At 55.0% G+C, this 14156-nt stretch carries 15 protein-coding genes; 7 read left to right on the plus strand and 8 right to left on the minus strand.

Features of this window, described 5'->3' with window-relative positions:
* Positions 1–6 precede the first annotated feature (6 nt).
* A complete protein-coding gene (locus tag ROR01S_RS00685; protein WP_004863841.1) occupies positions 7–1305 on the minus strand; it encodes a D-amino acid dehydrogenase in 1299 nt (432 codons plus the stop codon).
* A gap of 321 nt (positions 1306–1626) precedes the next feature.
* Between ROR01S_RS00685 and ROR01S_RS00690 the strand changes: the two genes are divergently transcribed.
* Positions 1627–3159 (plus strand): SpoVR family protein, encoded by a 1533-nt coding sequence (locus ROR01S_RS00690; RefSeq protein ID WP_004863842.1) that lies wholly within the window; start codon positions 1627–1629, stop codon positions 3157–3159.
* 60 nt (positions 3160–3219) lie between these two features.
* Here ROR01S_RS00690 and fadR read toward each other — a convergent pair whose 3' ends face one another.
* Entirely contained in the window at positions 3220–3939 is a 720-nt protein-coding gene (gene fadR, locus ROR01S_RS00695) for a fatty acid metabolism transcriptional regulator FadR (RefSeq protein WP_004863845.1), read from the minus strand.
* 239 nt (positions 3940–4178) lie between these two features.
* Between fadR and nhaB the strand changes: the two genes are divergently transcribed.
* From nhaB to ROR01S_RS00710, 3 genes are all read left to right on the plus strand, one after another.
* A complete protein-coding gene (nhaB, locus tag ROR01S_RS00700) occupies positions 4179–5729 on the plus strand; it encodes a sodium/proton antiporter NhaB (RefSeq protein ID WP_004863846.1) in 1551 nt (516 codons plus the stop codon).
* A gap of 134 nt (positions 5730–5863) precedes the next feature.
* Positions 5864–6394: a disulfide bond formation protein DsbB gene (gene dsbB, locus ROR01S_RS00705; protein ID WP_004863849.1), complete on the plus strand. Its 531-nt coding sequence runs from the start codon at positions 5864–5866 to the stop codon at positions 6392–6394.
* 117 nt (positions 6395–6511) lie between these two features.
* Positions 6512–6856: a TehB family protein gene (locus tag ROR01S_RS00710; protein ID WP_004863851.1), complete on the plus strand. Its 345-nt coding sequence runs from the start codon at positions 6512–6514 to the stop codon at positions 6854–6856.
* 77 nt (positions 6857–6933) lie between these two features.
* Here the strand turns inward: ROR01S_RS00710 and ycgN are convergent, their stop codons facing one another.
* The 3 genes from ycgN to ROR01S_RS00725 form a co-directional block, all read right to left on the minus strand.
* On the minus strand, positions 6934–7380 hold the full coding sequence (gene ycgN / locus ROR01S_RS00715; RefSeq protein ID WP_004863857.1) for a cysteine cluster protein YcgN: 447 nt from the start codon (positions 7378–7380) through the stop codon (positions 6934–6936).
* 94 nt (positions 7381–7474) lie between these two features.
* Positions 7475–8134 (minus strand): fumarylacetoacetate hydrolase family protein, encoded by a 660-nt coding sequence (locus tag ROR01S_RS00720; protein ID WP_004863860.1) that lies wholly within the window; start codon positions 8132–8134, stop codon positions 7475–7477.
* Between the two features lie 17 nt (positions 8135–8151).
* A complete protein-coding gene (locus ROR01S_RS00725) occupies positions 8152–8433 on the minus strand; it encodes a YcgL domain-containing protein (protein ID WP_004863862.1) in 282 nt (93 codons plus the stop codon).
* 126 nt (positions 8434–8559) lie between these two features.
* On the opposite strand from ROR01S_RS00725, the gene minC reads away from it, so the two are divergent.
* The 3 genes from minC to minE are packed head-to-tail and all read left to right on the plus strand — an operon-like array spanning position 8560 to position 10367.
* A complete protein-coding gene (gene minC / locus ROR01S_RS00730; RefSeq protein WP_004863864.1) occupies positions 8560–9258 on the plus strand; it encodes a septum site-determining protein MinC in 699 nt (232 codons plus the stop codon).
* A 23-nt stretch (positions 9259–9281) separates the two neighbouring features.
* Positions 9282–10094, plus strand: a complete 813-nt coding sequence (gene minD, locus ROR01S_RS00735) for a septum site-determining protein MinD (protein ID WP_004863866.1) — start codon at positions 9282–9284, stop codon at positions 10092–10094.
* A 3-nt stretch (positions 10095–10097) separates the two neighbouring features.
* Positions 10098–10367: a cell division topological specificity factor MinE gene (minE, locus tag ROR01S_RS00740; RefSeq protein ID WP_002910902.1), complete on the plus strand. Its 270-nt coding sequence runs from the start codon at positions 10098–10100 to the stop codon at positions 10365–10367.
* Positions 10368–10449: 82 nt separating this feature from the next.
* On the opposite strand, the gene rnd is transcribed toward minE, so the two are convergent.
* From rnd to ROR01S_RS00755, 3 genes are all read right to left on the minus strand, one after another.
* A complete protein-coding gene (gene rnd / locus ROR01S_RS00745) occupies positions 10450–11565 on the minus strand; it encodes a ribonuclease D (RefSeq protein ID WP_004863868.1) in 1116 nt (371 codons plus the stop codon).
* An 81-nt stretch (positions 11566–11646) separates the two neighbouring features.
* Positions 11647–13332 carry a long-chain-fatty-acid--CoA ligase FadD gene (fadD, locus tag ROR01S_RS00750; RefSeq protein WP_155728869.1) on the minus strand — a complete coding sequence of 562 codons (1686 nt, stop codon included), beginning with the start codon at positions 13330–13332 and terminating at the stop codon, positions 11647–11649.
* 208 nt (positions 13333–13540) lie between these two features.
* On the minus strand, positions 13541–14122 hold the full coding sequence (locus ROR01S_RS00755) for a Slp family lipoprotein (RefSeq protein WP_004863873.1): 582 nt from the start codon (positions 14120–14122) through the stop codon (positions 13541–13543).
* Between the last annotated feature and the right edge of the window lie 34 nt (positions 14123–14156).

Below are 14156 nucleotides of genomic sequence, written 5' to 3' on the forward strand. Positions count from 1 at the left end.
GACTCCTTAGTTATGAACGCCGTGCAGATGCTGAGCGCGTGCCGGAGTAAAGCCGGGGCTATAGCGCGCGACGGCCAGATCATCATACGGAATGGCCGGTGTACGGCCTGAGATCAAATCACTGAGCAACTGCCCGGAACCGCAGGCCATGGTCCAGCCCAGCGTGCCGTGCCCGGTGTTCAGCCACAAATTCTTATACGCTGTACGGCCCACCACCGGCGTACCGTCCGGGGTCATCGGGCGCAGCCCGGTCCAGAAGGTGGCCTGCTCGACGTGGCCGCCGCGCGGGAACAGATCGCGGACCACCATCTCCAGGGTTTCCCGGCGTGGCTTCAGCAGATCTTTATTAAAGCCGACGATTTCCGCCATCCCCCCCACGCGGATGCGCTGGTCAAAGCGGGTAATGGCGATTTTGTAGGTTTCATCAAGAATAGTCGAAACCGGCGCGCCGTCCTCTTCGGCAATCGGAATGGTCAGCGAATAGCCCTTCAGCGGATAGACCGGAATGTCCACCAGCCCTTTCAGCATCGCGGTAGAGTAAGAACCAAAGGCCATCACATAGGCATCGCCTTTGATGATTTCCGCGCCGCATTTTACGCCGGCAATCTGTTCGCCTTCATACAGCAGCGCGTCCACCGGCGTATTAAAGCGGAAGGTGACGCCCGCCTGCGCCGCCATCGCCGCCAGGCGCGTGGTAAACAGCTGGCAATCGCCGGTTTCATCGTTGGGCAGACGCAGACCGCCGGTCAGCTTATGGCTGACCTCGGCCAGCGCGGGCTCCACTTCCAGCAGACGCTTCGCTTCCAGAAGCTGGTACGGAACGCCGGCATCTTCCAGCACGGCGATGTCGCGGGTGGCGTTTTCATACTGTTTTTCAGTACGGAACAGCTGCAATGTGCCGCCCTGACGGCCCTCATACTGGATTCCGGTGCTTTCACGCAGCGCTTTCAGGCAGTCGCGGCTGTATTCCGCCAGACGCACCATCCGCCCTTTGTTCTCCATATAATGGCGGGTATCGCAGTTGCGCAGCATTTGCCACATCCACTTCAACTGGAACTGAGTCCCGTCAAGACCGATAGCCAGCGGCGCGTGGCGCTGGAACATCCATTTGATGGCCTTCAGCGGCACGCCTGGCGCCGCCCACGGCGCAGCATAGCCCGGGGAAATCTGCCCGGCGTTAGCGGCACTGGTCTCTTCCGCCGCCCCGGGTTGACGGTCGATAACCGTCACTTCGTGGCCCGCCTGGCTTAAATACCATGCACTCGCAACCCCAACTACCCCACTTCCCAGTATGACGACTCGCATAGCGACTCCGTAATAGTTAAAGAACAATCATCTGATTACAAATTGATAACTCAGTTGAAAATATTATTCAACATACGCTTTATTTATGGTGACTTAACTCACAGCAAACCGCACCAGCACTGACCCTATAGATTTACTATCTCCTGCTGCGCTTCATTTTTACTCAGAATAATACTCTGCATCATTGGGCAAATAAGGCCTTTAAGATTGCGAAATCGCGAAGAAAAGAAATTGTCGGGAGGCGCAGTTTGTCATCCCCTGTTCTATGCTTGATGAGAGGCTTTCCGTACAGAGAGAGCCACCTACAACGAGGGCGCGCTAATGGCTACGATTGATTCCATGAACAGGGACACCACTCGTTTAAGCGATGGACCCGACTGGACTTTTGAACTGCTGGAAACCTACCTTGCCGAGGTTGACCGGGTAGCGAAGCTGTACCGTCTCGACACCTATCCACACCAGATCGAAGTCATTACTTCCGAGCAGATGATGGATGCCTACTCCAGCGTCGGCATGCCCATCAACTACCCGCACTGGTCGTTCGGTAAAAAGTTTATCGAAACCGAGCAGGCGTATAAGCACGGTCAGCAGGGGCTGGCCTATGAGATTGTGATTAACTCCAATCCCTGCATCGCCTACCTGATGGAGGAGAACACGATCACCATGCAGGCGCTGGTCATGGCGCATGCCTGCTACGGTCACAACTCTTTTTTCAAAAACAACTATCTGTTCCGCAGCTGGACCGACGCCAGCTCGATCATTGATTATCTGATTTTCGCCCGGAAATACATTACCGACTGCGAAGAGCGCTACGGCGTTGATGAGGTTGAGAAACTCCTCGATTCCTGTCATGCCCTGATGAACTACGGCGTCGATCGCTACAAACGCCCGCAAAAAATCTCGTTGCAGGAGGAGAAAGCGCGGCAGAAAAGCCGGGAAGAGTATCTGCAAAGCCAGGTGAATATGCTATGGCGCACCCTGCCGAAGCGGGAAGAAGAGAAGACCATTGAGTCGGCCCGCCGCTACCCTTCAGAGCCGCAGGAGAACCTGCTGTACTTTATGGAGAAGAACGCGCCGCTGCTGGAACCGTGGCAGCGCGAAATCCTGCGGATCGTGCGCAAGGTCAGCCAGTATTTTTATCCGCAGAAGCAGACCCAGGTGATGAACGAAGGGTGGGCCACCTTCTGGCATTACACGATCCTCAATCACCTTTATGACGAAGGGAAAGTGACGGAGCGCTTTATGCTGGAGTTTCTGCACAGCCACACCAACGTGGTATTCCAGCCGCCCTATAACAGCCAGTGGTATAACGGGATTAACCCGTACGCCCTGGGCTTCGCCATGTTCCAGGACATTAAGCGTATTTGCCAGTCGCCGACCGAAGAAGACCGCTACTGGTTCCCGGATATCGCCGGCTCTGACTGGCTGGAAACGCTGCATTTCGCGATGCGTGATTTCAAAGACGAGAGTTTTATCAGTCAGTTCCTGTCACCGAAGGTCATGCGCGATTTCCGCTTCTTTACGGTGCTGGATGACGATCATAACAACTACCTGGAGATTTCCGCTATCCATAACGAGGAGGGGTATCGGGAGATCCGCTCGAAGCTGTCCGCCCAATACAACCTCAGCAACCTTGAGCCGAATATTCAGGTGTGGAGCGTCGATCTACGCGGTGACCGCTCGTTGACGCTGCGCTATGTGCCGCACAACCGCGTCCCGCTGGATAAAGGGCGTCGCGAAGTGCTCAAGCACGTCCATCGTCTGTGGGGGTTTGATATCCTGCTGGAACAACAAAATGCCGATGGCAGTATCGAGCTGCTGGAGCGCAGCCCGCCGCGCCAGAACGCGCTGTAAAACGATAAAAAAATGCCCGACAGTCCACTTGCCGGGCATTTTTTATAACCTCAACATACCTTAACGCATGCCGATGACTAAATCACCCGACATGGTTTTCTGCATCCGGTGCCAGATCTCGCCGCTGTCGTGGCCGTAGCGACGGACAATCTCGTAAACCTTCTCGTGCAGCCCCTCTTCGCACACTTTCGCCAGCTGATGATAGAAGCCCAGCGCCAGGCTGCGCGCTTCCGGGTTGGCGAAATAGTGACGACCGATGCGGGTGTACAGCCCTTTCATTCCGTTGAGGATCAGGCCGTAAATCGGGTTCCCGGAGGCGAACGCCAGGCCGCGGAAAATGTTGTAATCCAGCTCGGCAAACGCGTCGGCGTGATCTTCGACTTCCCGCGCGCTGGCAAGTACTTCCAGCGCATTGTCGGGATGCTGGCGGAACGCGGTGCGGATGAAGATGGTCGAGATATTGGTACGTACCGACAGCAGGTTATCGATCAGCTGCGGAACGCTGTCATGATCAAGACGCGCCAGAGTTTCGAGAATATTCAGCCCGGAGGTTTCCCAGAAATTATTCACCTTCGTCGGCTTGCCGTGCTGAATCGTCAACCAACCATCGCGGGCCAGACGTTGCAACACTTCGCGTAAGGTGGTGCGGGTTACACCAATGAGTTCAGAAAGTTCACGTTCGGCGGGGAGGATGGTGCCTGGGGGAAAACGATTATTCCAGATACTCTCGATGATGTACTCTTCCGCGAAACCCGCAGGGCTTTGCGCCTTAATGACCATAATTAGATTTCCATTACACAGCGTTGCATATTCCACTCATCATACCAGAGCCGCTATAGAGCAGATAGCGTCAGGAAGTAATTAAAAGGGGATCGGCGTTTCATTTTCAACTTTTCGTTCTCTCCGTCATTGCGCGAACGCGGGGCGAAGTAAGTTGCTTCCCGTTTTGCTCAACTGGTAATCTTGTGAATAGTTACACGTAAAATTATGTCATTAATTTGACGGGAAGGAAGTCTGTCGTGGAAATGTCTTATGGCCGCGCTCTGTGGCGCAATTTTCTTGGCCAGTCCCCTGACTGGTATAAACTCACTCTCATCATTGTTTTAATCGTTAACCCTCTGGTTTTTCACCTCAATCCGTTTATTGCCGGCTGGATGCTGGTGGTGGAATTTATCTTTACCCTCGCCATGGCGCTCAAGTGTTATCCGCTCCTGCCGGGAGGCCTGCTGGCGATTGAGGCGGTGATGATCGGCATGACCAGCCCGGAACATGTCCGTGAAGAGATTGCCAGCAATCTGGAAGTGCTCCTGCTGCTGATGTTCATGGTGGCGGGGATCTATTTTATGAAGCAGCTGCTGCTGTTTATCTTTACCCGCCTGCTGCTGGGGATTCGCAGCAAGATGCTGCTGTCGCTCTCTTTTTGTCTCGCCGCGGCCTTCCTCTCCGCCTTCCTCGATGCGCTGACCGTTGTGGCGGTCGTGATCAGCGTCGCCGTTGGCTTCTACGGCATTTATCACCGCGTCGCCTCCGCGCGCCCGGATGATAACGATATCCTCGACGATAGCCACATCGACCAGCATTATCGTGAAGTGCTGGAACAGTTCCGCGGCTTTCTGCGCAGCCTGATGATGCATGCGGGCGTCGGGACGGCGCTGGGCGGCGTGATGACCATGGTGGGCGAGCCGCAAAACCTGATTATTGCCAAGGCGGCGGGCTGGCACTTCGGCGAGTTCTTTTTGCGGATGGCGCCGGTGACGCTACCGGTCATGATCTGCGGCCTGCTGACCTGCCTGCTGCTGGAGAAAACCAAACGGTTCGGCTACGGCGAGCCGTTGCCGCCAGCCGTACGTAAGGTGTTACAAGAGTTCGACGATCGCAGCCGCCAGCAGCGCAGCCGTCAGGATCGCCTGCGGCTGATTGCTCAGGGGATTATCGGCATCTGGCTGGTGACCGCGCTGGCGATGCACCTCGCTGAAGTCGGGCTGATTGGCCTGTCGGTGATTATTCTGGCCACCACCTTTTCCGGCGTCACCGATGAACACGCCATTGGTAAAGCCTTTACCGAAGCGCTGCCGTTCACGGCCCTGCTGACCGTATTTTTCGCCGTGGTTGCGGTGATCATCGACCAGCACCTGTTTACGCCGGTGATTCAGTTTGTCCTCCAGGCCTCACCGCACGCCCAGCTGTCGTTGTTCTATCTGTTTAACGGGTTGCTGTCGTCGATTTCCGACAACGTCTTCGTCGGCACGGTGTATATCAACGAAGCCCGCACGGCGCTGCACAACGGCGTTATCAGCCTGCCGCAGTTTGAACTGCTGGCGGTGGCGATCAATACCGGCACCAACCTGCCTTCCGTCGCCACGCCTAACGGCCAGGCAGCGTTTCTTTTCCTGCTGACCTCCGCGCTGGCGCCGCTGATTCGCCTTTCCTATGGCCGCATGGTGTGGATGGCGCTGCCCTACACCATCGTCATGACCCTGGTGGGGCTGCTGTGCGTTGAATTCACATTGATGCCTGTTACCCAGTGGATGCTCGATCATCAGTGGATCGTAACGCCGCTGCTCCCCTGAATACGAAAGCGACCTTCCGCCGCCGATCGGCGGAAGGTCAAAATTCTTTTACGTAATATTTTCGGGCTTGCTGCTGGCGTCGGTTCGGTTTTCGTTTACACTGCCATGATTTAGCATGTTCCAGGGAAATGACTATGTTGCGATATTTAAACCAGTGCTCGAGGGGACGCGGAGCCTGGCTCCTGATGGCGTTAACCGCTTTTATCCTTGAATTAGTCGCACTGTGGTTCCAGCACGTGATGTTGCTGCAACCCTGTGTGATGTGTATTTATGAACGTTGTGCATTATTAGGCATTATGGGCGCCGGTATTGTCGGAGCCATCGCGCCAAAAACGCCGTTACGCTATGTGGCGCTGGTCATCTGGCTATACAGCGCGCTGCGCGGTCTGCAGCTGGCGTGGGAACACACCATGATTCAGCTGCACCCTTCCCCGTTCCAGACCTGCGATTTCGCCGCCCGTTTTCCGACGTGGCTCCCGCTGGATAAATGGATCCCGCAGATGTTCGTCGCCAGCGGCGACTGCTCCGTTCGTCAGTGGGAGTTTCTGACGCTGGAGATGCCGCAGTGGCTGGTGGGGATCTTCGCCGCCTATCTGATCGTGGCGCTGCTGGTGCTGATTGCCCAGCCTTTCAAACCGAAAAAACGCGATCTCTTCGGCCGCTAAGTTCGTGGTAGTAAAAACGCTCCTTCAGGGGCGTTTTTTTTTGCCTGTCGATTGACGACGCCACCTTAAAAGATGCATATTAAATGCATCTTTTAAGTATCCACTAAGGAGCCGACGATGTCACACCTGCGTATTCCTGCTCACTGGAAAGTTAAACGCTCCACGCCATTTTTCACCAAACAGAACGTCCCCGCCGCCCTGCTCAGCCACCACAATACCGCCGCCGGCGTTTTCGGCCAGCTGTGCGTGATGGAAGGAACCGTCACCTATTATGGCTTTGCTGACGAACAGGCAAGCGAACCGGAAGTCAAAGTGGTGATTAACGCCGGCCAGTTTGCCACCAGCCCGCCGCAGTACTGGCACCGCATCGAGATGAGCGATGATGCCCAGTTCAATATCAACTTCTGGGTTGAAGAAGAGAGCCATGGCGAAAACGGCCTGTTTCATGCTAAGAAAGCCTGACCCCGCCGCTCAGAGAGCCTGAAACACAAAACCCGCCTCGCGGCGGGTTTTAGCAAACGTTAGCAAGCGGTAACGCTTTACTGCGCCCAGTCGGGCTTATTGAGGATATGATCCTGCCAGTCGCGCACCGTCTCTTCTTTAACCGCAATATGGCGTACGGAGATGCGTTCGCCATGCATCGCCGCTTTCGAGCCGCTGAGCAGCGGGTGCCAGTGCGGCAGAGGCTTCCCTTCCGCCAGCAGGCGATAGGCGCAGGTCGGCGGCAGCCATTCGAACGTTGGCAGATTATCGCGGGTCAGCTTGATGCAGTCCGGCTCATACTCGAAACGTCGCTCATAGTTCCGGCACTGGCAGGTTTTAATATTTAACTGACGACAGGCGACGTTGGTGAAATAGATCTCATCCGTATCCTCATCCATCAGCTTATGCAGGCAGCACTGTCCGCAGCCGTCGCACAGTGATTCCCACTCCGCGTCGGTCATTTCATCAAGTGTTTTTTGCTGCCAGAAAAGTTGTTCGCTCATAGGGGATGTCCGTCATTGCCATTCAGGGTGCACCTTATAACCAGTCTGGCACGCTGATGCAAGTTTTGCCGCCCGCAAAGGCGGCAAAAGGACGTTACAGTACGCGGGTGGAGAGCGTCAGACCATTAAAGCCGACTTCCAGCTCATCGCCGCTACTCAGCGGCCCGACGCCTTCTGGCGTGCCGGTCAGGATGATATCGCCGGCTTTGAGCGTAAAGAAACGCGACATATAGGCAATCAGCGGAACGATTTTATGGATCATATCGGCCGTCGTTCCCTGCTGGCGAACATCGCCGTTCACTTTCAGGCTCAGCGGCGTATTTTGCGGGTCGCTATGAAATTCTGCCGCCGGAATAAAACCGGAAACCGGGCAAGAATTATCAAAGCCCTTGGCTTTTTCCCACGGCTGGCCGGCTTTTTTCATCTTACCCTGCAGATCGCGCAGGGTAAGATCCAGCGCCACGCCGTAGCCCGCAATCGCTTTTAGCACGTGCTCTTCCGTCGCCTGACGCAGCGTGCTGCCAATCAGCACCGCCAGTTCAACTTCGTGATGCACCGAACCCAATCCTTCGGGGAGCACCAACGGCTGGCGGATATCGCATAGCGCCGTCTCAGGTTTAATAAACAGCACCGGTTCTTCCGGCATTGCACTGCCCATTTCCTTAATGTGGTTTGCATAATTGCTGCCCACGCAAACGACTTTACTTACCGGATAATCCAGTAATGCTCCCTGCCAGTTATGATGTTGGTACATTATTTCCCCTCGGTGGGTTAATCAGATTTATTCCCCTGTTCCGCCAGGTGTTTCTTAAGTAGATTCTCAGTCGGAGGAGGAAGTTGGAGATAATAGCCCTGATCAATCAGCGACTGTTTGACTTTTTCCAGATCGGCACCGGCAAGCTTTTTCCGTCCGTCGAGCGGTAAAAGCATGGTCATCTGCGGCGTGCCGAAGCTTGCCATCAGTTCGACAGGAACGCGTGAGAAATCGTCCCTTTTTTCGACATATAAATAGGTTTGCTCACGTTTAGTACTTCGATAGATCACACAAAACATAGTTTTACTCGGAATTAGACCCGTGGTCACTTGCCTCAATATATGAGTGACTATAACATGCCTTTTAGTCTTCGGAATATCACCGCACTTCGGCGGGTGATAAACAGCAAATTGAGTAAGGCCAGGATGTCAAATACGCCAATCGAACTTAAGGGCAGTAGCTTCACCTTATCTGTCGTTCATTTGCACGACGCAAATCCCGAGGTTATTCGTCAGGCGTTAGAAGACAAGATCGCCCAGGCTCCCGCTTTTTTACGTCACGCTCCGGTCGTTGTGAATATCAGCAATGTCGAAAACGACGTTGACTGGCGCCCTATGCATGAAGCCATTGCGAGCACCGGTTTACGGATTATGGGCGTGAGTGGTTGCAAAATCCCGCGGCTGAAAACGGAAATCGACCGCACCGGGATTCCTTTACTGACGGAAGGGAAAGAGAAAATCCCCCGCCAGGCGACGCCAGAGCCGGTCGCGCCGCCGCCAGTTGTTAATCCGATCACAAAAACGCGTTTAATTGATCTGCCGGTACGTTCCGGTCAGCGCATTTATGCACCAAACTGTGATCTGATTGTTACAAATCATGTGAGTGCCGGTGCGGAACTTATTGCCGATGGTAACATCCATGTTTATGGCATGATGCGGGGACGCGCACTCGCGGGCGCAGGCGGCGACAGAGAAGCGCAAATATTTTGTTCACACCTCACGGCGGAACTGGTTTCCATCGCAGGGGAATACTGGCTGAGTGATAATATCCCGGCCGAATTTTATGGCAAAGCGGCCCGCCTGCGTCTGGGTGATACCGCTTTGACTATTCAACCGTTGAGTTAGTCCCTTTTTAACAAGGAATTTCTATGGCACGCATTATTGTTGTGACTTCGGGTAAAGGGGGCGTTGGCAAGACCACCTCCAGCGCGGCCATCGCTACCGGTTTGGCCCAGAAGGGAAAGAAAACTGTCGTTATCGACTTTGATATCGGTCTGCGTAACCTCGACCTGATTATGGGCTGCGAGCGTCGGGTCGTTTATGACTTCGTCAACGTGATTCAGGGCGATGCCACGCTGAATCAGGCGTTAATCAAAGATAAACGCACCGACAATCTCTATATCCTCCCCGCCTCCCAGACGCGTGATAAAGATGCGCTGACCCGCGAAGGTGTAGATAAAGTTCTCGAAGAACTGAAAAAGATGAATTTCGATTTTGTGGTCTGCGACTCCCCTGCAGGCATCGAAACCGGTGCGCTGATGGCGCTCTATTTTGCCGATGAAGCCATCATCACCACCAACCCGGAAGTCTCCTCCGTTCGTGACTCCGACCGTATCCTCGGTATCCTCGCCTCCAAATCCCGCCGCGCGGAAAATGGCGATGAGCCGATCAAAGAACACCTGCTGCTGACCCGCTACAACCCAGGTCGTGTCAACAAAGGCGACATGCTGAGCATGGAAGATGTTCTGGAAATCCTGCGTATCAATCTGGTAGGCGTAATCCCGGAAGATCAGTCCGTGCTGCGGGCATCAAACCAGGGTGAGCCGGTTATCCTGGATGACGCGTCAGACGCAGGCAAGGCCTATGCCGATACGGTTGAACGTCTGCTCGGAGAAGAACGTCCTTTCCGCTTCATTGAAGAAGAGAAGAAAGGTTTCCTCAAACGCCTGTTCGGAGGATAAATTATGGCATTACTCGACTTTTTTCTCTCGCGGAAAAAGAACACGGCCAACATTGCGAAAGAGCGCCTGCAAATCATCGTCGCGGAGCGTCGTCGCGGCGATGCTGAACCACATTACCTGCCGCAGCTACGAAAAGATATTCTGGAAGTGATCTGTAAGTATGTGCAGATCGACCCGGAAATGGTCAGCGTTCAGCTGGAACAACGGGATGGCGATATTTCGATTCTGGAGTTGAACGTGACTTTGCCAGAAACGGAAGAGTCGAAGTCCTGAGCCAAATAAACCCGACAGCCTTGCGCTATCGGGTTGGTCGACTTAGTGGCCCGGAGAGTCTGTCCGGGCTTTTTGCTGTGGCTTAGCGCGGGTATTCGCTTAACAACGCCTGCAGACGATCGGCCATCAGCTCGCTTCGCCAGCCGGAAATCAGCTCAGGTCGCCCGTTTCCGCTTTTCAACTGCCAGTGCCAGTTCAGCAGCTGATTAATCTGTCGTCTTGACGCCAGCAGCTCAGCGCTCAGCCCCTTCTCGGTACTCACTTCCTGCACCAGCGCTTTAATCTCTTTAAAGACTTTGCGGTAGCCCGGCATATCGATCAGGTTTTGCAGCGGCTCCGGCAGCGCCTCTTCAGGCAACTCCTGGGCTTTCGCCACCAGACTGATCAGCGTCTTACCGTGAAAACGAATTTCGCTGCCGGACAGGCCGAGGCTATCAAGTTCACCGAGACTCCCCGGCATATAGCGCGCCACGTTCCACAGATGCTCTTCACGAACGACAAAATTGACCGCCATATCGCGATCGCGCGCCTTACGTAAACGCCACTCCGCCAGCAGCTGCAGACAGCCCAGTTGACGGGTGCGCAGCTGCCAGGCGTTGCCGATATCACGCCACGCCTGCGCCGGGTCCTGCACTTCCTGACGGCGTTGCTGCATCAGACGGCACTCGTCCAGCGCGGCATCCAGCCAGCCAGCGGCCTCGGTTTCCGCCATCAGCTTGCTGGCGATCGGCAGAAGATACCAGACATCTGCCGCCGCATAGTCGCACTGACGCTGGGTCAGCGGACGAGCCAGCCAGTCGGTGCGCGACTCGCTCTTATCCAGCGCAATGCCGGTATACTCTTCCACCATTGACGCAAATCCCCAGGACATCGGGCGCCCGCAAAAAGCGGCCAGAATCTGGGTATCAATCAACGGCTGCGGCATCAGGTTAAAGGTGTTGAGGAACACTTCCAGATCTTCACTGCCAGCGTGCAGGTACTTGGTGACGTCTTTGTTCAGCAGCAGCTCACGCATCGGCGCCCAGTCGGTTATCTCCAGCGGGTCAATCAGCGAAACCTGTTCCCCGTCAAACAGCTGCAGCAGGCCCAGCTGCGGATAGTAGGTGCGGGTGCGGACAAATTCTGTATCCAGCGCAATCGCGGGTGCCGCGTTTGCCGCTTCACAGATGGCGCGAAGACCATCGTCGGTGGTGATCATCTGATAGTTCAAATCATGCTCTCTTAACTTGCGCCCATAAAAAACGCCGGCTTAGCCGGCGTCTGGCGACTCTCGTATACCTTAGGCTTTATTGTCTACTTTAGCGCGGGCTTCGTCACGCAGTTCTCGCCGTAAAATTTTTCCAACATTGGATTTCGGCAGTTCATCACGGAATTCAACCAGTTTCGGTACTTTGTATCCGGTCAGCTGGCGGCGGCAGAAGGTGATCAGCGCCTCTTCGGTCAGCGACGTGTCTTTCTTGACGACGAAAATCTTCACCGCTTCACCGCTGCTTCCCGACGGTACGCCAACGGCAGCCACCTCCTGAACGCCCGAATGCTGCATCACCACATCTTCGATTTCGTTCGGATAGACGTTAAACCCGGAGACCAGAATCATATCTTTTTTGCGATCGACGATGCGCAAAAAGCCTTCATCGTCCATCACCGCAATATCGCCGGTATGCAGCCAGCCGTTTTTGATGATTTCAGCGGTCGCATCGGGGCGCTGCCAGTAGCCCAGCATCACCTGCGGGCCTTTCACGCACAGCTCGCCCGGTTGGCCCGGCGCGACCTCATTATCGTCATCGTCCACCAGCTTCGCTTCGGTCGACGGAACCGGCAGCCCGATACTGCCACTGTGGTAGTCAATATCGTGCGGGTTCACGCTGACCAGCGGCGCGCACTCCGTCAGGCCATAGCCCTCCAGCAGATACTGACCGGTGAGCTTAACCCACCGCTCGGCCACCACCTGCTGCACCGGCATTCCGCCGCCGGCGGAAAGATGCAGAGAAGAGAAATCGAGCTGCTGAAACTCTTTGTTGTTAAGCAAGGCGTTGAACAGCGTATTGACCCCGGTCATTGCGGTGAACGGGTATTTTGCCAGCTCTTTGACCAGCCCCGGGATATCACGCGGGTTGGTAATCAGCAGGTTCTGGCCGCCGAGCTCAATGAACAGCAGGCAGTTCATGGTCAGCGCAAAAATGTGGTACAGCGGCAGCGCCGTCACGACAAACTCTTTCCCACGATGTAGCAGCGGCCCGTAAGTCGCATTCACCTGCTCGAGGTTAGCCAGCATATTGCGGTGGGTGAGCATTGCCCCTTTCGCCACGCCGGTAGTGCCACCGGTGTACTGCAGGAAAGCCAGATCGGCACAGACAATGTCGGGTTTAACGTACTGCATGCGATAACCGGCATGCAGCGCGCTGCGGAAAGAGATCGCATCGGGGAGGTGATACTTCGGCACCAGGCGCTTGATGTACTTCACCACGAAATTCACCAGGGTGCCTTTCGCTGTCGAGAGCTGATCGCCCATCCGGGTCAGGATCACATGTTTAACCTGAGTTTTCTCGACCACTTTCTCCAGGGTATGGGCAAAGTTGGAGACGATCACAATCGCCGCCGCTCCGCTGTCATTCAGCTGATGTTCAAGCTCACGCGGCGTATACAGCGGATTGACGTTCACCACAATCATCCCCGCGCGCAGAATACCGAAGAGCGCAATGGGGTATTGCAACAGGTTAGGCATCATCAGCGCGACGCGATCGCCCTTTTGCAGCCCCAGCCCCTGCTGAAGATAAGCGGCGAACGCCCGGCTGCGCTCCTCCAGCTTACGGTAGGTCATCACCTCGCCCATGTTGATAAACGCCGGTTGGTCGGCGTAGCGCGTGGCGGCATGTTCAAATAATTCAACCAGGGATTGGTAGCGGTCAGGATTTATCTCCGCCGGAACATCGGCGGGATAGCGGTTTAGCCAAACCTTTTTCACTGCATCACCTCTGAAATAGTTATTCGTCGTCATCACAGCCCCTGATCAACAAACATTCTGTTAACATTATATTAACTCAGCGTACCAGTTTATTAATTAGGCGTTTTACAGGTTGCGAAGCGCGTCACTATTTATTTTTCTTATTAGTCCAAAAATAAAGAAACAGCGGACAAGCCGCTGTTTCTTTTAGCTTACAAAAACCACAAAATCATTCAGTTACAACATTTCTGACTTCCGCAGGGCCCGGATTGTACCAGCCCCAGCCGCCATAACCGTAAGCCCAGGGGCGCGGACCGATCATCCACGGATCGATGGGCTGCGGCGGCATCACCACCTGCTGCACCACGTTCCAGCGCTTATAGCCGGTCGCATTCATCAGCATAAATTTGTACGGTGTGCTGCCGACTTTTCCGTCAACGACGCCGGTAATCGGGCCAACGACGGTCACCAGCTGGCCGCGGAAATCAACCGGATCAAGGAAACCGTTCACATCGGCGAAAATGCGCCCGCGTGATGCTTCGTTCAGCTCAGGCCGGGCACCGCTGTCCAGCGGAACCGTGGCAATTTCCAGACGGGTTTTACCCTGTTGATTCTGGACGTTGACGACTTTACCGCCAAAACGGGCTTCCTGACCAACGTAGAGCTGTGGCGCGGCCATGACCCGGACTAAATCTTGCTGTGGCGTCGGGCTGGAGCCTTTAATCACGTCCGGCACCGACACGCATCCACTTAACGCGACGGCAACGGCGCCCGCTAATAACCAACGTACTGCTTTGTTTTGACCCGCCATGATGCGACTCCTTCTCTCAGTCTTATACCTACTG

This window comes from Klebsiella ornithinolytica NBRC 105727 = ATCC 31898 (genome assembly GCF_001598295.1).
GTDB classification, from domain to species: domain Bacteria; phylum Pseudomonadota; class Gammaproteobacteria; order Enterobacterales; family Enterobacteriaceae; genus Klebsiella; species Klebsiella ornithinolytica.